21 protein-coding genes are annotated in these 18,524 nt (G+C 50.4%); 16 read left to right on the top strand and 5 right to left on the bottom strand.

Going from position 1 to position 18,524, the window contains the following annotated elements; translation table 11 throughout:
- Positions 1-296 precede the first annotated feature (296 nt).
- Positions 297-524, top strand: a complete 228-nt coding sequence (locus tag HPY52_06565) for a hypothetical protein (GenBank protein NPV79927.1) — start codon at positions 297-299, stop codon at positions 522-524.
- Positions 525-555: 31 nt separating this feature from the next.
- Positions 556-1,476, top strand: a complete 921-nt coding sequence (gene htpX / locus HPY52_06560) for a zinc metalloprotease HtpX (protein ID NPV79926.1) — start codon at positions 556-558, stop codon at positions 1,474-1,476.
- An 85-nt stretch (positions 1,477-1,561) separates the two neighbouring features.
- Here htpX and HPY52_06555 read toward each other — a convergent pair whose 3' ends face one another.
- Both HPY52_06555 and HPY52_06550 read right to left on the bottom strand, forming a co-directional pair.
- On the bottom strand, positions 1,562-1,984 hold the full coding sequence (locus HPY52_06555; GenBank protein NPV79925.1) for a DUF86 domain-containing protein: 423 nt from the start codon (positions 1,982-1,984) through the stop codon (positions 1,562-1,564).
- A complete protein-coding gene (locus HPY52_06550) occupies positions 1,974-2,450 on the bottom strand; it encodes a nucleotidyltransferase domain-containing protein (GenBank protein NPV79924.1) in 477 nt (158 codons plus the stop codon). Before HPY52_06550 ends, HPY52_06555 begins: the two co-directional genes overlap by 11 nt.
- A gap of 166 nt (positions 2,451-2,616) precedes the next feature.
- Here HPY52_06550 and HPY52_06545 point away from each other — a divergent pair, with 166 nt between their 5' ends.
- Together HPY52_06545 and HPY52_06540 are read left to right on the top strand one after the other, a co-directional pair.
- On the top strand, positions 2,617-3,531 hold the full coding sequence (locus HPY52_06545; GenBank protein NPV79923.1) for an ABC transporter ATP-binding protein: 915 nt from the start codon (positions 2,617-2,619) through the stop codon (positions 3,529-3,531).
- Positions 3,528-4,613 (top strand): ABC transporter permease, encoded by a 1,086-nt coding sequence (locus tag HPY52_06540; protein NPV79922.1) that lies wholly within the window; start codon positions 3,528-3,530, stop codon positions 4,611-4,613. The genes HPY52_06545 and HPY52_06540 overlap by 4 nt, the downstream gene beginning before the upstream one ends.
- Positions 4,614-4,645: 32 nt before the next feature.
- Here HPY52_06540 and HPY52_06535 read toward each other — a convergent pair whose 3' ends face one another.
- Both HPY52_06535 and HPY52_06530 read right to left on the bottom strand, forming a co-directional pair.
- Complete coding sequence (locus HPY52_06535; GenBank protein NPV79921.1) at positions 4,646-5,794, bottom strand: aldo/keto reductase; 1,149 nt, start codon at positions 5,792-5,794, stop codon at positions 4,646-4,648.
- A gap of 138 nt (positions 5,795-5,932) precedes the next feature.
- The gene (locus HPY52_06530; protein ID NPV79920.1) at positions 5,933-6,994 is read right to left on the bottom strand and encodes a uroporphyrinogen-III decarboxylase-like protein; all 1,062 of its coding nucleotides are present in this window, start codon (positions 6,992-6,994) and stop codon (positions 5,933-5,935) included.
- Positions 6,995-7,237: 243 nt separating this feature from the next.
- On the opposite strand from HPY52_06530, the gene HPY52_06525 reads away from it, so the two are divergent.
- Together HPY52_06525 and HPY52_06520 are read left to right on the top strand one after the other, a co-directional pair.
- On the top strand, positions 7,238-8,080 hold the full coding sequence (locus HPY52_06525) for a polysaccharide deacetylase family protein (GenBank protein ID NPV79919.1): 843 nt from the start codon (positions 7,238-7,240) through the stop codon (positions 8,078-8,080).
- On the top strand, positions 8,046-9,089 hold the full coding sequence (locus HPY52_06520; GenBank protein ID NPV79918.1) for a polysaccharide deacetylase family protein: 1,044 nt from the start codon (positions 8,046-8,048) through the stop codon (positions 9,087-9,089). Before HPY52_06525 ends, HPY52_06520 begins: the two co-directional genes overlap by 35 nt.
- 36 nt (positions 9,090-9,125) lie before the next feature.
- Here HPY52_06520 and HPY52_06515 read toward each other — a convergent pair whose 3' ends face one another.
- The gene (locus HPY52_06515; protein NPV79917.1) at positions 9,126-10,559 is read right to left on the bottom strand and encodes an SH3 domain-containing protein; all 1,434 of its coding nucleotides are present in this window, start codon (positions 10,557-10,559) and stop codon (positions 9,126-9,128) included.
- Between the two features lie 277 nt (positions 10,560-10,836).
- On the opposite strand from HPY52_06515, the gene HPY52_06510 reads away from it, so the two are divergent.
- The 10 genes from HPY52_06510 (at position 10,837) to dapG (ending at position 18,497) form a co-directional block, all read left to right on the top strand.
- Complete coding sequence (locus HPY52_06510) at positions 10,837-12,099, top strand: insulinase family protein (protein ID NPV79916.1); 1,263 nt, start codon at positions 10,837-10,839, stop codon at positions 12,097-12,099.
- A 17-nt stretch (positions 12,100-12,116) separates the two neighbouring features.
- Positions 12,117-12,629: a dUTP diphosphatase gene (gene dut / locus HPY52_06505; GenBank protein NPV79915.1), complete on the top strand. Its 513-nt coding sequence runs from the start codon at positions 12,117-12,119 to the stop codon at positions 12,627-12,629.
- On the top strand, positions 12,593-12,859 hold the full coding sequence (locus HPY52_06500) for a Spo0E family sporulation regulatory protein-aspartic acid phosphatase (protein NPV79914.1): 267 nt from the start codon (positions 12,593-12,595) through the stop codon (positions 12,857-12,859). Before dut ends, HPY52_06500 begins: the two co-directional genes overlap by 37 nt.
- A complete protein-coding gene (locus HPY52_06495) occupies positions 12,846-13,112 on the top strand; it encodes a YlmC/YmxH family sporulation protein (GenBank protein ID NPV79913.1) in 267 nt (88 codons plus the stop codon). The genes HPY52_06500 and HPY52_06495 overlap by 14 nt, the downstream gene beginning before the upstream one ends.
- Positions 13,113-13,150: 38 nt before the next feature.
- A complete protein-coding gene (locus HPY52_06490; GenBank protein ID NPV79912.1) occupies positions 13,151-13,609 on the top strand; it encodes a hypothetical protein in 459 nt (152 codons plus the stop codon).
- Positions 13,610-13,705: 96 nt separating this feature from the next.
- On the top strand, positions 13,706-14,515 hold the full coding sequence (locus HPY52_06485; GenBank protein ID NPV79911.1) for a 4-hydroxy-tetrahydrodipicolinate reductase: 810 nt from the start codon (positions 13,706-13,708) through the stop codon (positions 14,513-14,515).
- 106 nt (positions 14,516-14,621) lie between these two features.
- The gene (gene dpsA, locus HPY52_06480; GenBank protein NPV79910.1) at positions 14,622-15,515 is read left to right on the top strand and encodes a dipicolinate synthase subunit DpsA; all 894 of its coding nucleotides are present in this window, start codon (positions 14,622-14,624) and stop codon (positions 15,513-15,515) included.
- A 30-nt stretch (positions 15,516-15,545) separates the two neighbouring features.
- Positions 15,546-16,139 carry a dipicolinate synthase subunit B gene (locus tag HPY52_06475; protein NPV79909.1) on the top strand — a complete coding sequence of 198 codons (594 nt, stop codon included), beginning with the start codon at positions 15,546-15,548 and terminating at the stop codon, positions 16,137-16,139.
- A gap of 47 nt (positions 16,140-16,186) precedes the next feature.
- The gene (locus HPY52_06470; protein ID NPV79908.1) at positions 16,187-17,221 is read left to right on the top strand and encodes an aspartate-semialdehyde dehydrogenase; all 1,035 of its coding nucleotides are present in this window, start codon (positions 16,187-16,189) and stop codon (positions 17,219-17,221) included.
- A gap of 43 nt (positions 17,222-17,264) precedes the next feature.
- A complete protein-coding gene (gene dapG, locus HPY52_06465) occupies positions 17,265-18,497 on the top strand; it encodes an aspartate kinase (protein ID NPV79907.1) in 1,233 nt (410 codons plus the stop codon).
- Positions 18,498-18,524 lie beyond the last annotated feature (27 nt).

The following is an 18,524-nucleotide window of genomic DNA, read 5'->3' as shown; positions in this document are numbered from 1 at the left end:
TATAGTATCATTTTAATTGGACCCATGATGATGTTGTCCGCGGCGGACTGGGAAGGAGCGGCAGCGTGAGATGCGGCGCTTGGAGTTCGATGAATACATAAATAAACATAAGACGATGGCGCGCCGTATATGGCTTGATGCCGAGGGTGCGCGGGACGGGTCCCACCGGAATGTGAGGCGCCGTCCAAAAAGCAAAGAAGAAATAGAAATCCTCACTCGCCTCGCAAAAGCGAGGTTGGACCGAGCAAGATCAACTGGGGAGCTTATCATGGTTGGGCCAGGGAGGTATCGACTTCGTGTGTTCGAATAACCTTGATAAATCGGAAGACCTTACCATCGAAGACGCGGAATTGCTCCCTTATAGAAAGGCATTGGCAGGAGCCAGGGACATAGCCGAGCCGTTTAAGCGCAGGCTATACGACAAGGTCCGGGTTACAGGATCCCGCGACTTTAGCCGTGGAGATGTTCAACACAGCATCTTGCCGCCAGCGGTATTCTCCAGCGTAATTGTACTGCAGGACTAGATGGAGGAATTCAGTTTGGGGGGCGAGACCAATGTATGAGCAGATAGCCAGCAATGTCAATAAGACAAGATTCCTGATCGCATTCTTCATCGTGATAATCGGGATACTTGGCTATGCTTTCGGCGAGATGACAGGCTATGGTTATGGAGGTCTCGCAATCGCTATAATAATCGCAATCCTTATGAGTGCCGGCAGCTATTACTACAGTGATTCCATTGTTCTCGCTATCAGCCATGCGCGACCTGTCACAAAGGATGAAAACCCTTATCTCTGGAATACTGTTGAGGGCCTCTCGATCGCAGCAGGCATTCCCATGCCAAAGGTATATATCATTGACGATTCTGCCCCAAATGCATTCGCTACGGGGCGAAATCCCGAGCATTCTGCCATCGCCGTCACTACCGGACTTCTCAGTAAGTTGAACCGCCTTGAATTGGAGGGCGTTATTGCCCATGAGATGTCTCATATCAAGAATTATGATATTCTCATTTCCACCATCGCCGTGATCATGGTGGGAGTAGTAGCGCTTCTGAGCGACTGGATGCTCCGCTCTATGTGGTGGAGGGGTGCCTGGGGCGGCGGATTTGGTGGGGGTGGCCGGCGCAGGCAGGATGGCAATGGAGAAGGCGGCATCGGAGCCATTCTGGTTATAATAGGATTGATCCTCGCCATAGTTGGGCCTCTTATCGCTCAGCTTCTCAGACTTGCAATTTCACGGAAGAGGGAATTCCTGGCAGACGCAAGTGGCGCCCTGCTTACCCGCTACCCTGAGGGGTTGGCATCAGCCCTGGAGAAGATATCCGCGGACAATGAACCTCTGGAGGTGGCCAATAAGGCAACCGCCCACCTTTATATCGTGAACCCCCTCAAAGATCGCCGGAGCCGCATGGATGTGTTGTTCAGCACGCATCCACCCGTCGAGGAACGTATTCGCGCATTGAGATCCATGTGATTTTCATACTCCAATAGCGATGTGAAAGATGGCGAAGTCGCCATATTCATGAAGAAGAGGTTAGCTTAGCGCCAGTTATAGGCAATCATAGATCCAGCGCTTTCCCTAGGGAGATCAAGATGTCATCTAGGTCGCTAAGCTTGTTCTGAAGTATGCCATATATAACCTCATGGCTGACATCCCAATATTGGTGAACAAGCCTATTTCTGAATTTCGCCATTTGAACGAGATCATCGATTGAAGGCGGTGGAAAGACTCCAGCTTCCCCCAGGACACGGAATGTGTCCGAGTAATCTTCTGGCAAGCGAAGATCATTTTGAGCAATAAGGTGATTGCATAGATCTATGGCAGCCTCAATTGCGACGATGAAATGGTATTTCGCGCTGGCAATTCTGTCTGGATCAGATATGAACTCATCAAGGGACAGCGTTGATAGATGTTTCAATCGACCGACGGCCTGTTTGAAAGAAGAAACAAGTTTGGTTACCTTCAATGGATCACATTTCATGTCTCAACGCCTCCTTCAAATAACGGAAGCGAAAAGGAGCGAAATCGAAATACATATCTAGGGTCCGAGCCTGGAAATCACAGCGTGCATTCTGGTCTCGGACCAGAATCGGATATCCTTTCCTGAGGACGTTGTAGCAAAAAGAAGGGGGCGCATTGTTGATTACTCTGACATCGAAAGGTACACCAGCAACCTTCTCCAGCAGACCTTCCAGCGAGACTTCATAATCGAGATGGCCGGCGGTGTCTGGGTCAAGATAGATGGCTATGTCTACATCGGCAAAGGTTTTTGACCCAGCAAAAGAACCGTGAAGGTATGCAAAGCTGATCTCGTGTCTGGGTTGTAGGTATTCCTTGATCTTTGATATGATCTTCTCTTTTTCCTCTTGTGATAGGAATCGCCTTTCGGTAATCATTTTATCGTCCGCCACCCTGCAAATAGGCCTGGCCGACGAGGGGCATTTCATCTATCTGATAGTGGAGCCTCGACGGCATTTATGCCTACCTTAGGGATAATCATAAATGGTTTCGCTTATATAATCAAGATCAAAAAAGGGCTTTTGGGGAATTCCACCATAGGATATAATAGACGGGGCGCGATGGAGGTATCCACTTGCGAAGGAGTGGGTCAGGTTGGATGCGGTTCTTGTATCAGGGTTATATAAGTCATATAGAAATGTGAGGGCCGTAGATGGCCTTGATCTTCGGGTGGAATCTGGACAGGTCTTTGGTATGTTGGGTCCAAACGGGGCCGGGAAAACCACGACTGTTGAGATACTTGTGGGCCTTCGGAACCGTGATGCTGGAACAGTATCTGTCCTGGGGTTGGATCCTGCAAGGGATGGAAAAGAGATAAAATCCAGGATCGGGGTGCAGTTGCAGACCCATGGCCTTTATCCAAGGCTTACGGTGCGCGAAGTCGTATGTCTATTTGCCAGTTTCTATGAGAAACACCTGCCGCCAGATGAAGTAATAGAGATGGTAGGACTGACAGGCAAGACGAGGACTATAGTGAAATCCTTGTCGGGAGGCCAGGTCCAAAGGCTTGCAGTAGCTCTGGCCATGATCAATGATGCTGAGCTGGTTTTTCTCGATGAACCCACAACTGGACTTGATCCTCAGGCAAGACGGGGTCTCTGGGATGTAATCGGGAATATGAAGAAGCGAGGAAAGACAGTCTTTCTCACGACGCACTATATGGAAGAAGCAGAACACCTGTGCGATACAGTGGCCATTGTGGACCATGGAAAGGTTATAGCCTGTGGCTCACCGTCTAGCCTTATCGCAGAGCATTTTAAAGAGCAGGCTATAGAATTCTCCAATTCTATTACTGCCGCTCATGAGGGATTTGAATCGTTGCCCGGGGTTACGAGAGCTCGTTTTGACGGCGACAAAGCTACTTTGTATACCCGTGATGTTACGCGCACAATCTCCGGGCTTATGGAGCTTGCCGAGGCAAATGGAGGCACGACCGGCGATGTGATTGTAAGGCGAGCGACCCTGGAGGATGTCTTCCTGAAGCTCACAGGGAGGAGGATCAGAGAATGACGAATACGTTCTGGCAGCTTCTTTCAGCAAATCTGAAGGATATCGTCCGCGAGAGAATGAACCTGTTCTGGTTTTTTGGATTTCCCATCCTGTTCGTACTCTTATTTGGAACCATATTCTCTTCCGCCGGGGATATTCATTATGACATAGGACTTGCCTACGGTTCCGAAGGGCCCCTTGTACAGGCCCTCTCAATGGGTTTCGGCGCCGTGCCTGCGTTTACTTTACATAAGGGTACCCGCGATGAGGAGCTTGGCGAGCTCAAGAAAGGAAAGAGGACCCTGGTGATTGATGTACCGGACATTTCGTTGCAGCCTGCCATGGCAGGGGAAACGGTGAAGTTGAAAGTATACTATGATAAAAGCAAGCAGGCGACAGGTCAGGTTTTACTCCCGGTAGTAAGTCAGATACTGGGAGAGATCGAAAGGCATATCACCGGCAGGCCCAGGATATTTGATGTGGAGCCGCAGCCAATTCAGCATGCCGGGCTCCGGGACATAGATTTTCTCCTTCCCGGCATTCTGGCCATGGCCCTCATGCAGTTAGGCCTTTTCGGTTCCCTCCGTGTTGTGAGCCTGAGAGAACAAAAGATCCTCAAGAGTCTTGGCGCGACTCCACTTCCCAGGGGGTTATTGGTTGCAGCCGAGGTGCTTCTAAGGATACTCATGGCTGTGATGCAGACACTTGCCATAGTAGCCATAGGCCAGGCGGTATTCAAGGTGAACGTGGTGGGAGAATGGTATTCTATCCTCGGAGTAGTATTCCTGGGAGCAGTAACCTTTGTGAGTCTCGGGTATATGCTCGTATCCTCGGTCAGGACGGAGGAAAGCGGGCAAGGGATAATCCAACTCATCCAATTCCCTATGATGTTTCTCTCGGGTATCTTTTTCCCTATGGAGATCATGCCTTCCTTCTTGCGGCCCGTGATCACCGCTATGCCTTTGACATACCTTGGAGATCTGCTACGCCAGGTGATGGTGGGGGCTCCACCAGCCTACAGTATTTTTACCGATCTTATGATACTTGCCGGCTGGAGCATCGTGAGCCTGGTGCTGGCGGCAAGGCTTTGGAAGTGGGAATGACCTGTCCGTGGCCACTCCCACCGCCGCGTCTGCTACTTCCCAAACTGGGCCTCGAGGAATTCATGTACCTCCTTCAAAAGCTCTGGAACTGGCAGATTCTGCGGACAGGCCTGTTCGCACTGGCCGCATTCGACGCATTGCGACGCGTCAGAGTTCGATTTCTTGAGCGAATTGTACGCTCGCGCCGACTCCTGCACTGTTCCATATATGAAGGCGTCATTATACAACGAGAAGATATGGGGAATATTGACATTATTGGGGCAAGGCATACAGTAGCCGCATCCTGTACAAGTGATTTTGGTTTTCCCATTATAGATATCGCGCGCCCTAGCGACCAGGTTCAGCTCTGTTTCTGTCAAGGAATTGGGAAGGGCATCTTCAGCAGTTCTCACGTTCTCTACCACCTGGTCCATGGTGCTCATGCCACTCAAAACAACGGAAACCTCAGGATGATTCCATACCCACCGCAATGCCCATTCAGCGGGAGTCCTCTTTGTTTTACTCGTATCCCAAACCGCCTGCACCTCTTTCGGGACGTTATTGGTTAGCTTTCCGCCACGGAGCGGCTCCATAACCACCACTGCCATGCCTTTGGACGCGGCATACTTCAGCCCCTCAGTGCCGGCCTGGTAGTCCTCATCCAGATAATTATACTGGATCTGGCACATGCTCCAATCGTATGCATCAACGATTTCTTTGAATACTGGAAGTTCATCATGGAAGGAGAATCCAGCGTACTTAATTCTTCCATCCCGAAGGGCATGGTCGAGAAACTCGAAAACGCCGATCTTCTTTATCTTTTCCCAGTGGCTCTTATTTAGAGAATGCAGTAAGTATATATCCAGGTGATCTGTGCGTAATTTCTTGAGCTGCTCATTTAAATACTTGTCGAAATCGGCACGGGTGTTACACAGCCAGACCGGGCATTTGGTGGCAAGATTGACTTTCTCGCGGAATCCGTCTGACAGGGCTTTGCCAACGAGGATCTCGCTGTTGCCTCCATGGTAACCATAGGCAGTATCGATATAATTCACCCCATGATCAATGGCATAGCGAATCATTCTGATGGCTTCAGGTTCATTGATCTTGCTGGAATCCCCATCTAGGACCGGAAGTCTCATGCATCCAAATCCCAGCGCGGATACCTTGAGATCATGATGTCCAAATCTCCTGTATTGCATGTTTCTTCCCCCTTTATGTGCATGGACATCTTTTTATAACGTGGACAAATTGACCGGCGCTTGATCCTTGCCCGGAATTGTCTTTAGACTAGCGAAAGCTACCTTGCTTGTCAAGGTATGCTAAACGGCCTATCCAGATCAGGATACCCAGCCGTATTCATACCCAGTCTCGTACATTGCCACGATATTCTCTGGCGGGCTGACGGCTTGAATATTATGGCATGGGGCCAGGATATATCCGCCTCCCTCCCCGAGGATCCGGAGGTTGTCTAGCACCTCCTGACGCACCTCATCGACAGAACCAAAGGCCAGGGTATATTGGTTATCTACGCCGCCATGGAAGATAAGCTTATCGCCAAACTCCCGCTTCAAAGACTCTCGATCCATTCCTTTCGAGCGCCATTGAATTGGATTGAGGACATCTATTCCCGCCTCGATCATATCAGGAATGATCTTGCGAATCGCTCCATCATTATGATGGAACGCGAAGGCGCCAGCCTGATGGGCAAGATCGATCATCCGTTTCATCCTCGGTATGAAGAATTCACGTATCTGGGATGGCGAATACATGAGGTCATTCTCCGCGCCCATATCTTCGGCGATGTAGCTTATCATCACCTTTCCGGGGACCTGTTCATAAATGCGAAGTGTGTTTTGATAGCAGAAATCAAAGAGCTTATCCAGGCAGTAATGGACGATCTCCGGGTTTAGAACTAGATCTATGAAAGCCTGTTCATCTCCGCGCAAGTTCTTATATATCAAGAATGGTTCAGAGCCTCCCCCTTGGATGGGATATTCTTCATTGCCCTTTACCTGATCGGGGATCACTGAATAATCATACCAGTCAGGAGTTGGCCATATGTAATTATGCTCTATTTCGTCCACAGTTTTGTATTCAGCCAGAGGGTGATGGATGCATTCCCGGTAGATGCCTGTTCCATATGGCACATCCTTGTATCGACAACCATAGATGTCGGTGTTTTCAGCTACAGGCGGGCCTACATACTTTGGGCCGACGACCACGGGGCGATCAATATGAAGGCGCTCGTAAAGCTCTCTTCTCTCCGAACATCCCAGATACTTCATCAACTTATTCGTAGCTTCATCTGTAGCCCAATAATCCATCGGTACACGATCAGGCTTTTGGCGGGTAAGCACAGCGAGCCATCTTTCCCGCGGTGTCATGGTCTCCTTGCGCAAGGTGAATCATCCTCTCTTTACCAGTATTAGCGCATTCCTCATCTTTAATTGCCAGCTTGGTGGGATAAAAAGGACGAAAATGTCCTGGCGTGGCGGGACTCATTTTTGCGGTGGTTGACTCCAAAATCGTAATCATTATAACCTACATTTATTTCATTGGGAAGACAGTTGAAAAGAGGAAAAAGAGGATAGAATGTCCGCCATGCATCTTGCATAGAAATTATCGAGGACCTTTGGGAGGCGATGGCGGTGTCTGTTTTTTATATAAAGCGTGGATGGCGCCTGCTGCTGATCTTCCTGTTGCTCGCGATCGCGGCGCGGTTCGCTGGCGACCTCCTTGTGGGCGCCTGCCGCATGGTAATGTCCACCATGTCCGAAAGGCTGGTCCCCATATATTCTGTAGCCCGCAATGACAAGAAAGTGTCTCTATCCTTCGACGCCATGTGGGGGACCGATTATACCGATAAGATCCTGGCCATTCTACAAAAGCATGGGATCAAGACGACGTTCTTCCTGGGGGGATATTGGCTAGAGAAATATCCGGATTACGTGAAGAAGATAGCGAGTGAAGGCCATGAAATCGGTAATCATACGTATTCGCATCCCCATCTGAATGCCCTATCTAGGGAACAGATCCGCGAAGAGTTGATGCGTGCCCATGACATCATAAAATCGCTCACTGGCAAAGACTCGCGCCTTTTCAGACCTCCCTTTGGTGAATATAGCAATAAGGTCATAGAGGTCGCAAAGGAATGCGGATATGAAACCATCCAATGGAGTGTAGATTCTCTCGATTGGCAGGATCTATCCGCTCAGGCCATTGTGGACCGTATCATGGGCAAGATACACAACGGCGCCATCATCTTGATGCATAACAATGGAACTCATACCGCCGAGGCAGTGGAAACGCTGATACCTATGCTAAAGGAACAGGGTTATGAAATAGTGCCTATTTCCGAACTCCTCATCAAGGGAGAATATTATATTCACCCTCATACAGGCGAGCAGCGTCCTGTTCAGAGGCCAGAGCAGGGGAGGGGAACCGTGAGCGATGAGAAGAAAATTAAACAGGCGCCTCAAAGGTAAACCCAGGCTCAAGGTACTGGTGTTGCACCGCGATTCCATCTTCTTGAATTTCCTGGTGTTTTTCGTCATGGTCTTTACAGCCTTTACCTTTATGTCTCTCGATGATGTAAGACGAGCGATATACGGAGTCAAGCCGGGTGTGACCCTTGAAGGCCTGGATATGAGCGGATTCTTGAAAAAGGAAGTAGAGGAGACCGTCGCCGCCCTTGCCGAGAAGGAGAAACGCTTGCCTAAGGATGCGATGATCTATAGCGAGACAGGCGAGCTCATCCCTGAAGAAGCTGGGGTCGAGGTGGATAAGGAAGCGACTGTAGAAGCATTGATGTCCGCAAAACCAGGCAGCAAACTGAATCTCATAACCCATCAGGTGCTGCCGGCTATAACACGATCCAACTTTGAAGCGATCAGAAAGGTCGATATCAAAGATAAAGCTGTTGCATTTGGAATCAATGTGGCCTGGGGTGAAGAATTCCTTGATAAGATGCTGGAGACTATGCGAGAGGAGAATATCAAAGCCACATTTTTCTTTGATGGAAATTGGGTCAATCTTTTCCCGGACTTGACTCGCAAGGTAGCATCTGAAGGACATGAAATCGCAAACCATGGGCTCAGGCATCTTCATGTCAAAGATTTGAGCATTGATGAGGTAAAGGATCTTATATTGAAGAATGAGGAACTTCTACTGGAAGTAGCAGGGAGAGCATCACGACTTTTCGCCCCACCCTATGGGGAGGTAGATAAAGAGGTCTTAGCAGCCGCAGGGAGCCTCGGATATAGGACTATTCTATGGACCATCGATACAGTTGATTGGAAATCGCCCCCCGAAGATAAACTTATGAGCCGGGTGATCACGAAACTCACGCCCGGGGCCATAATTCTCATGCATCCTACAGCTGTAACCACCTCTTCTTTGAGAAAGCTGATCGGCGAGATACGCAAGGCAGGCTATGCAATTGTGACAATTTCAGATCTCCTGAGGATGGAAAGGGGGCAGGAATCGGATTCATAATGTGGACTGCCATGGCTCAGGCGGCCCGGCGCTGCGCTACCGCCTGAGTTCCTGGTTTATGATCTGCCAAAATTCCTTCTCCTCATACCCAAGTCGCCATACAGCAATTCCTGCTAGGCCATATTGTTTGACAAGCCTCACCTTGGCAGCCAGGCTTGTCCCATTTTCAAACCACACTTCATGCTGCCCGGCGGGGATGCTGTAGCGATAATAGCATGAGGCAGAGCTTTCGTCCCACTGCGGTTCTACTCCACTACGCGCCGCTCTACTCACTGCCTGGCGATAGGATACCGCCTCTACTGAACCTCCCCAGTAAAGTGGCCAATCATAGCCATATGCTGGGATACCAAGATAGATTTTGGATTTTGGCATCTGGGTCATGGCATATCGTATAACCTCGCGCACCCAGTTGATTGACGCCACCGGCCCAGGCCCACTCACAGGGCTGTGTTCGTCATATGCCATGATCATGACTTTGTCGGCGATCTTCCCCAGCGAATAATAATCGAAAGCGCCGAACCAGGCAGTGCCGGGAAGGTCTCTGGATTTGGCGGGCACTGAGATGGTAACCTTCTTCCCGCGAGGTCTCAATACCGTTGAGAGTTCCTGAATAAAGCGGGTGTAATACGATCGATCTCCAGGGTGCACGTTTTCAAGGTCCACATTGATTCCATCAAAATGCCCCTGTTCAAGTATATCCATTATGTTTCTTATTGCCTTCAACCTGAGCTCCTCTGACCTTAGCACAGAATGAGCCACCCCTTGGTCGAATTGCGATGAGCGGTAATTATGAATAAGGGCATAAGTCTCAATTCCATTTGACCTCAGCTGCCTTACCACCTGGTCGTTATTGCTGCTTATAAGATTACCGTTTTCATCCAGGAAATATGAAAACATCACCACACCATCGAGGATGCTCTTTGCATGGCCAAGTGATATTATGGGAGCAGTGTCGCCGGCATGGTTTTGCGCAAAATAGGCAATTATCTCGGGCTTGCCATTGGTTCCCTCCGGGGGAGTCTTATCCTCCTGAGTCATGCCGCCAGGCTTTGATCCATTGGCGGATGGTGAGACCAGAGAAGCCGACACCCACCCAATCTGTCCGTTTATGAGTTTTACCTGGTGCCAGCTGCCATGGGTCGTTAAGGCAAAGACCTTGGCGCCTTTATGTAATTTGCCTATCCGCTTATAAGCAGTCCCGGGGCCGGAGCGCAAGTTTGCCTCTTCTCTCGTCCAGAGCGTCGATCCTGGGGGGAATTCCGCTGGAGCCGAACCTGGATTGTTTTTACCGGGAGACTGCTCATTGGTCCTGTCATCATGACCCGGTTTTACGCCCCCCTGTCCCACATGTTGCGATATAGGGGTCTCTTCATTTATCGCCGGATGATCCTGCGGAGGGCTCTGAGGCGAATGGGATGATAAGACATATAAAAGCAGGGTGAAGATCGTTGCTCCGACTTTGGGATCCATGTAGCTCCTCCTTGATGTTTCAGAGATTATTGGATATTATAGCAAGGCGACTGCTGACACATGAGCTGCTATGTACCAATTCGCAACAAGCCAGATGATTCCTTTATGTAATTTTATGTGTCGCAGGATTTAGCTGGAAAAGTGAATGATGTCGAAAACTGTAAGAGGAGTTTGTCGAGCAGAGGAGAATAAAATGAATGATATGCTCCCGATGAATGGCGATATTTATATTGTCAGGGATCTTGCTAATAAGAATAAGAGTCAGGGAGCGAATGATGTGTACGAGAGAAGCATCTTGAATAACGGGGTTCGCGTTCTGTCGGAATTTGTCCCATATGTCAGATCAGCCACTATTGGCCTCTGGGTGAAAACTGGGTCAAGCGGTGAGACATCGGAAAATAATGGAATAGGTCATTTCATAGAGCACATGCTCTTTAAGGGCACCGAACATAGATCAGCCCGGGAAATCGCAGAAGAGATCGATGCAGTTGGGGGCCAGCTCAATGCCTTCACAAGCAAGGAATATACCTGTTTTTATGCCAAAGTCTTGGACCAACATCTCCCGCTGGCTGTTGATGTCCTTGCGGACATGTTCCTCCATTCTCTCTTTGATCCTGTCGAAATCGAGAAGGAGAAGGGGGTAGTGATCGAGGAAATCAAGATGTATGAGGATTCACCTGATGAACTGGTCCAGGATGAATTGGCAAGAGCCGTTTACGGGGACCGGTCTCTAGGGCTGAACATCCTTGGCACAAAGGATACCGTCGGCAGCCTGAGCAGGGATGATATAATCTCATACATGTCCCGATTTTATGGTTCAGAGAGGCTGATAATATCCTCGGCAGGTAACGTACCTCATGAGAAGATAGTGAAGCTGGCAGAAACATATTTCCATGATCTTCCTCGCGGCGCTGGCGAGACTTTCCAAACTGATCATGAAATGGCCTTTCGCCATATATTCCGTGACAAGGATACGGAGCAAATCCATATATGCATTGGCCTTCCGGGATTGCCCTGGAACCATCCTGATAGGTACGCTCTGTATCTCACTGATGCCATCCTGGGCGGGGGGATGAGCTCGAGGTTGTTTCAGGAACTCAGAGAAGAGCGTGGGCTTGTTTATTCCACATATTCTTATCATGCATCCTACGAGAATACGGGCGTTTTCGTGATATATGCGGCAGCCAGCCCCTACAACGCAGAGACGGTCTTGGCCCTTATCAAAGAGATCATCCAGGACTTCAGGACAAATGGACCGTCGCCGGAGGAACTCTCCAGGGCCAGGGAGCAGTTAAAAGGGAGTCTTTTACTGTCTCTTGAAAGCACCAGCAATAGGATGAGCCGGCTCGCCAAAATGGAGATGTTCGATGACAGGCTTTATACTCCTGAGGAGGTAATCGGTGCAGTCGACCGAGTCCAGATGGATGATATAATGCGCATCATTCGCAAAATCGCGGGGTTTGATCAGCTCTCTCTAGCGATCATAGGTCCAGATGTAAAAAAATCTCAGAAGAGATTGCTTGATTCCTTATATTCCTGACCCAAGGGTGATGTGCCATGAATGAATTTGGGCGAGAAAAAGTGGAGATTGGATTTGTTCGAGAACCGGGAGCATGTGATATTCCCCTTCCTCAATATATGACATCCATGGCGTCGGGATTGGATCTTCCGGCCGCTGTCGATGGTGAAGTCACGCTGGGTCCTGGTGAATATCGAATGATTTCCACTGGACTCAGGCTTATAATTCCCCCGGGATATGAGGGACAGGTGCGACCCAGGAGCGGCCTTGCCGCAAGGTATGGAGTGACCCTGCTCAACAGCCCGGGGACCATCGATGCGGATTATCGGGGTGTTGTTCATGTGGTGCTCATAAACCTTGGGCCTGAGGCATTTACTATACATAGAGGTGACAGAATCGCTCAAATTGTGTTTTCCAGGGTGATCCGCGCAGAGTTCAAAGAGATATCTGAGATCCCGGAGACTGATCGCGGTGAAGGAGGCTTTGGCCATACGGGAATGCCGGGGGGAGGCTTATGCGAGCATCAGCTGATGAATTGCTGCAAGACATAGATGGGCGGCTGAATTCCCTCAAGGTTCGGATAGAGGCGCTCAGGCAAGAGTTATATTTATCCATCCAGGAAGATGGCGGGCGCTTCGATGGCGACAGGACCCGGCATGTCAGCAGCCAGTTAGATAGTCTTGTAATCCAATATTTGCGCGTGAGGGAAAAACTCGAGGAATGCGAAAGAGTCAATCCCCGCCGGCATGCGTACGGAGGTCGTCACAATGAGGATAAGTGAGCTTGCTGGAAAGGAGATAATCGAGGTTGGCCAAGCTCGCAGCTTGGGGATGATAACTGACCCGGAGGTCGAGATCGATACAGAAACCGGCCGGGTAGTATCCATTGTGATACCGGGGCGACGCCGCGGTCTTTTGCCTCTATGGCGAGAACCTGATCTGATGATACCTTGGTCCAGAGTCAAGACTATCGGGCCTGAGATTGTCCTGGTGGAAATGCCCGAATCGGAATATGGCAATGCGCCTTTGGGGTAGACTACATACTAGTTTCAGACCCCAAAGGAGGAATCTAAATCATGGCGTCAGTTATAGGAGTCTTCAATTCTGCCGATCAAGCGGAGAAAGCTATTCGTGCCTTGAGGGCCAAAGGATTCGGAGATGACGAGATATCGATCGTCTCTAAAGATGATGGAGGAGCAAGAGGCGGGGGCAGCATAATGGAGGGCACGGTGACCGGTGGGGCCATAGGTGGAGGAGCCGGGCTCTTGGCTGGTCTTGGTGCCCTTGCGATCCCTGGCATAGGGCCGATAGTCGCGGCAGGTCCGCTAGCCGCTGCGCTAAGCGGCGCAGTAACAGGGGGCCTGGTAGGTGGGCTGGTTGACCTGGGAATTCCCGATGACCGCGGTGGATATTATGAGGAGCGCGTGAAACAGGGCGGAATCCTCGGAGTCGTCAAGACTGATGATGCCAAGGCCAATGATGCTGCCAATATATTTAGGTCAGAAGGGGCGAGCGATGTAGAGGTCCATTAGGATAAGACGGGCGGCATCTGGATTCGCTAAATGTTATAATATCCAGCGTATATGGGGATTTTGTGACCCTTGCGTGGGTTTGAGGGGAGAGCTGAGATGGTGGAGAAGATAAAGGTTTTGGTCTCAGGGGCCTGTGGCAAGATGGGCACCGAAGTCATGCGCGCTGTGGGAAACCAGGATGATATGGAATTGGTGGGCGGGGTAGATGCCGTGCCGCGCGATGTCACCATTGAGCTGCGCGGGGTGCCCACCATCATAAGGGTAGCGCGTGATTTGGAAGAGGTGATATCTCGCCTTCGGCCCCATGTCCTTGTAGATTTCACAAGAGCGGAAGGCGCTGTATCAAATGCCCGTTGCGCGATTGAGAGGGGTGTCTCCCCGGTTATCGGCACAACAGGCATACCGCAGCAAAAGATAGATGAAATTGCGGCATTGTGTGATAAAAGCGGGATAGGCGCGGTGATCGCCCCGAACTTCGCGATTGGGGCAGTTCTCATGATGAAGTTTTGCGAGATGGCCTCCCGGTATCTGGAGGTGGCTGAGATCATCGAACTTCATCATGAGGCCAAGATTGACGCCCCTTCTGGGACGGCCATCAGGACCGCCGAGATGATGGGCCGGGCTCGAGAAGAAGCTGGCTTTGCCACGAGGGCAGAAGAAGGTGATACTGCTGAGAATAACCCTGCAAGGGGGACAACAGTAAAGGGATATAGAATTCACAGTGTTCGCCTACCAGGTCTTGTAGCCCATCAGGAAGTGATATTTGGCGGTCAAGGTCAGACTCTGACCATAAGGCATGATTCCATCAATCGTGAATCTTTCATGCCTGGGGTCATGCTGGCCGTCCGGAAGGCACGAACCCTGAAGGGGCTGGTCGTTGGCCTGGATAAACTCATGGGCTTGTAGACTCTCATTTTTTGGTCCAGCCCTTCGAGCCTGAGTTAATCACCAGTCTTCCCTCCCCAGAATATACTACTGTTGCAGTTCAGTAGGTTAAGGGGAGGGGAGGGAAATGGCTTACGGCTTAGAAGGGTTGACTATTTTTGTACTGGGAGGTGATTATCGGGAAATCGAGCTTATAAGAGAATTCATTGCTCAGGGAGCCTCAGTTATTACCTACGGTTTTCCTCCTTTACCGGAACTCTCTAATGCCAAACGATCTGACAATATCTGGGATGCCATACAGAGCGCAAATGTGATCGTGGTGGGAATGGGCGGTCTTGATGTTGGGGGCAAGGTCAGGACCATGGACCCCAATGCGACAATCTACATTACCGAGGAGCTGCTGGAGGCTATAGGAACGAATGCTCCGGTTTTCATAGGGGTCGCGCGCCCCAGGCTCAAGAATCTCGCGAACAAGCATGGGGTGAGGTTGGTAGAGGTCGCCGAGGTGGATGAGATAGCTATCGCCAATTCGGTGCCTACAGCTGAAGGCGCAATTCAGATCGCCATGGAGGAATTGCCTATCACGATCCACGGGTCATATTCCTTTGTCACCGGTTTCGGACGGGTGGGGCAGACAATGGCCCGGGTTCTCCTGGCTCTAGGGGCCCATACCTACGTTATCGCCAGAAACCCAGCACAGCTGGCAAGGGCAGATGAGATGGGCGCCATTGCAATACCTCTTTCCAGCATCAAGGAATATATGAATCTCGCAGATGCTGTATTCAACACAATCCCTTATGTGGTTCTCACAGAGGATGTCCTGAAGCATATGAAACCCGGCAGTATTATTATAGACCTCGCTTCTCATCCGGGAGGCACAGATTTTGACGCTGCTGCCAAACTCGGAATAAGGGCGATACTTGCCCTTGGGCTGCCCGGGAAAGTGGCTCCCAAAACGGCAGGTCAGATTCTCGTTAAGACAGTGCCTGATCTAATTCGCAGGACGCTCTCTCGTCCCTGATGACCAAACGGGAAATTGGAGGTATGGATTATGCGCCTCAGTGGCAAAACAATAGGATTTGCGCTTACAGGTTCGTTTTGCACCATACCGGAAGTCCTTCCGCAGGTCGAGGTTTTGGTAAAACAAGGGGCCGAGGTATATCCGATTCTATCCCATAACGCGGCTATGTGTAATACAAGATTTGGAAAGGCCGCCGAATTGGTAAAGAGACTCGAAGAGATCACAGGCCGGGAACCGATTTGCACCATACAGGAGGTTGAGCCTATAGGCCCGTGCGCCATCCTTGATGTCCTCGTTGTTGCGCCCTGCACCGGAAACACACTAGCGAAGCTTGCCATGGCCATAACCGACGGGCCCGTGACTATGGCCGTGAAGGCGCATCTTAGAAACGGCAGGCCTGTAGTCATCGGCATCTCCACAAATGACGCCCTGAGTAATAATGCAAAGAATCTGGGCATCCTGCTCAACACAAAGAACATATATTTTGTTCCATTTGGCCAGGATGACCCCGACAAAAAGCCTAATTCCCTAATTTCAAAGATGGACTTGATACCTGATGCCATACTGGCCGCCCTTGAGGGGGTGCAGCTACAGCCATTGCTTGTTGACAAGAGAACTAGATAGGGTTATGTTAATATGAAAATGGGTAGGCCGTCTGAAAGGGGACCTTTATGAACGGATTTAATGTAGCAATAGTAGGCGCTACAGGCGCAGTGGGCAGGGAGTTACTTTCAATACTCGAGGAACGCAACTTTCCGGTCAAAGAGATCAGATTACTATCTTCAGAGCGGTCGGCTGGCAAATCACTGGGTTTCAAGGGAACCGCATGTAAGGTTGAAAGAGCTACTGGAGAGAGTTTTAAAGGGATAGATGTGGCGTTTTTCAGCGCAGGTGGGCAGGTGAGCAAAGACTTGGCTCCGCGCGCGGTGGAATCCGGGGCTCTTGTGATAGATAATACCAGTGCCTTCAGGATGGACCCTGATGTGCCTTTAGTGGTGCCGGAGGTAAATCCAGAGGATATCAGGCTACATAAAGGAATAATCGCAAATCCGAACTGCTCCACGATTATCATGGTTGTCGCGCTGAAGCCTATAGATGACCGCGCGAGAATAAAGCGCATCGTGGTCTCCACCTATCAAGCGGCGTCAGGAGCAGGGGCTAGAGCTATGCAGGAGCTTCTTGAGGAATCGCGGAAATACCTTGCCGGCGAGGCAGTGGAGCCAGCCATTCTTCCCTATGCGAGCGCCCCAAAGCATTTTCAGATAGCTTTCAATCTAATACCGCAGATAGATGTCTTTGGAGAAATGTATTATACCAAAGAGGAATGGAAGATGGTTCATGAGACACGGAAGATTCTTCACCGGCAGGACATCAAGATCACTGCCACAACGGTGAGGGTCCCCGTCATGAGATGCCATTCCGAATCAGTAAACCTCGAACTTGAAAGACGCTTGACCAGAGAAGAGACTATTGAGGTGCTCTCTTCGGCGCCTGGAGTCAAAGTAATGGATGTGCCGGAGGAAATGGTCTATCCAATGCCATTGGATCTATCTGGCAAAGATGAGGTATACGTCGGGCGTATCCGTGAGGATAATTCCTTGCCTTCAGGACTTAACCTGTGGGTGGTCGGAGACCAGATTCGTAAGGGCGCAGCTCTAAATGCAATTCAAATAGCGGAGAGAGCCATCGAATGGAGCCTTGTCTAAGTGTGCCTGCCGCTTCCTGGAATTACCTCATGAGGTGGTAAAGGTGAGGATTATTGTTCAGAAATTTGGTGGCACGTCAGTCTCCACCCCCGCCCTCAGAGCAAAGGCAGCGGAGCGTGTCATCGAGGCCAAGAGACAGGGATACTCGCCTGTCGTAGTCGTCTCGGCCATGGGGCGTGCAGGAGAGCCATATGCAACAGATACATTGCTCAACCTGATAAGGGAGGTTAGTCCTGATGCAGATGCGAGGCATCAGGACCTCCTGATTTCTTGTGGGGAGGTTATATCCAGTGTGATCATGGCTTTAACCCTCAAGGCAAAGGGATACCCCGCCATTGCCTTGACGGGAGCCCAGGCTGGCATCATCACCGATGAGGAATTTGGCAATACCTCCATTATCGAGGTCCGTCCGGATCAGGTCTTGAAGCATCTAAATGAGGGTTATATAGTGGTGGTCGCGGGATTCCAAGGCATTACCAAATCACATGAAATAACGACTTTGGGTCGGGGAGGGAGTGATACCACGGCCGCAGCCCTGGGTGTCGCCTTACATGCAGAGATGATCGAGATCTATACTGATGTGGAAGGTATTATGACTGCTGATCCCAGGCTTGTGCCTGATGCGAGGCCTCTCAAATCGATAACTTATCGTGAAGTGGCTGAACTAGCCCATCTCGGGGCTAAGGTGATCCACCCGAGGGCCGTTGAGATAGCAATGCAGGGAGGCATCCCTATGAAGATTCTATGCGCCTCCTCGGATTCGCCTGGGACCGTGATCAGTGAAGTCAGGGGGTTTCCCTCCACCAGGATCTATGGAGATCGAGTCGTGACAGGGGTTACCAGTATCACCGATCTCGCGCAGATCAAGGTCGCAGCATCAGTTGATGTGAATAGCTCGGGCATAGCTCGCTCTATCTTCAAGGCCCTGGCTGATGCAGGAGTTAGCGTGGACCTGATAAATGTATTTCCTGAAATGATCGTGGTTACTGTAAAGGATGACAGGCTAGATAGCGCGCTCGCGGTCATTTCTGCCCTGGAACTTTCCGGCGTCCAGGTGACGACCATGAGGTCGTGCGCCAAAGTATCTGTGGTCGGAGCGGGGATGCGCGGCGTGCCTGGCGTGATGGAGCGGGTGGTAGAAGCTTTGAACGGCGATGGGATTCCGATATTCCAGACATCGGATTCTCATACGAGCATATCATGCCTGGTGAAAAAGGAGGATATGCAGAGGGCTGTGAGGAATCTTCACAGTAAGTTTCACCTTGGGGGCAGTTAGGAGGCTTACCAGAGGTTTGAGTTTGGG

The sequence above is a fragment of the Bacillota bacterium genome (genome assembly GCA_013178415.1).
In the GTDB taxonomy this organism is placed as follows: Bacteria; Bacillota; SHA-98; order Ch115; family Ch115; genus Ch115.
The sequence above is the reverse complement of the archived record's forward strand: the minus strand, read 5'-3'. Positions and strand labels throughout refer to the sequence as shown.

Bases quoted from the DNA above. Each gene is read 5' to 3' on its own strand.
- HPY52_06550 (NPV79924.1), bottom strand. From the start codon at position 2,450: ATGAAATGCCCCTCGTCGGCCAGGCCTATTTGCAGGGTGGCGGACGAT.
- HPY52_06525 (NPV79919.1), top strand. From the start codon at position 7,238: ATGGCGGTGTCTGTTTTTTATATAAAGCGTGGATGGCGCCTGCTGCTG.
- dut (NPV79915.1), top strand. From the start codon at position 12,117: ATGAATGAATTTGGGCGAGAAAAAGTGGAGATTGGATTTGTTCGAGAA.
- HPY52_06515 (NPV79917.1), bottom strand. From the start codon at position 10,559: ATGGATCCCAAAGTCGGAGCAACGATCTTCACCCTGCTTTTATATGTC.
- HPY52_06520 (NPV79918.1), top strand. From the start codon at position 8,046: ATGAGAAGAAAATTAAACAGGCGCCTCAAAGGTAAACCCAGGCTCAAG.
- HPY52_06500 (NPV79914.1), top strand. From the start codon at position 12,593: ATGCGAGCATCAGCTGATGAATTGCTGCAAGACATAGATGGGCGGCTG.
- htpX (NPV79926.1), top strand. From the start codon at position 556: ATGTATGAGCAGATAGCCAGCAATGTCAATAAGACAAGATTCCTGATC.
- HPY52_06475 (NPV79909.1), top strand. From the start codon at position 15,546: ATGCGCCTCAGTGGCAAAACAATAGGATTTGCGCTTACAGGTTCGTTT.
- HPY52_06555 (NPV79925.1), bottom strand. From the start codon at position 1,984: ATGAAATGTGATCCATTGAAGGTAACCAAACTTGTTTCTTCTTTCAAA.
- dpsA (NPV79910.1), top strand. From the start codon at position 14,622: ATGGCTTACGGCTTAGAAGGGTTGACTATTTTTGTACTGGGAGGTGAT.
- HPY52_06470 (NPV79908.1), top strand. From the start codon at position 16,187: ATGAACGGATTTAATGTAGCAATAGTAGGCGCTACAGGCGCAGTGGGC.
- HPY52_06495 (NPV79913.1), top strand. From the start codon at position 12,846: ATGAGGATAAGTGAGCTTGCTGGAAAGGAGATAATCGAGGTTGGCCAA.
- HPY52_06540 (NPV79922.1), top strand. From the start codon at position 3,528: ATGACGAATACGTTCTGGCAGCTTCTTTCAGCAAATCTGAAGGATATC.
- HPY52_06485 (NPV79911.1), top strand. From the start codon at position 13,706: ATGGTGGAGAAGATAAAGGTTTTGGTCTCAGGGGCCTGTGGCAAGATG.
- HPY52_06535 (NPV79921.1), bottom strand. From the start codon at position 5,794: ATGCAATACAGGAGATTTGGACATCATGATCTCAAGGTATCCGCGCTG.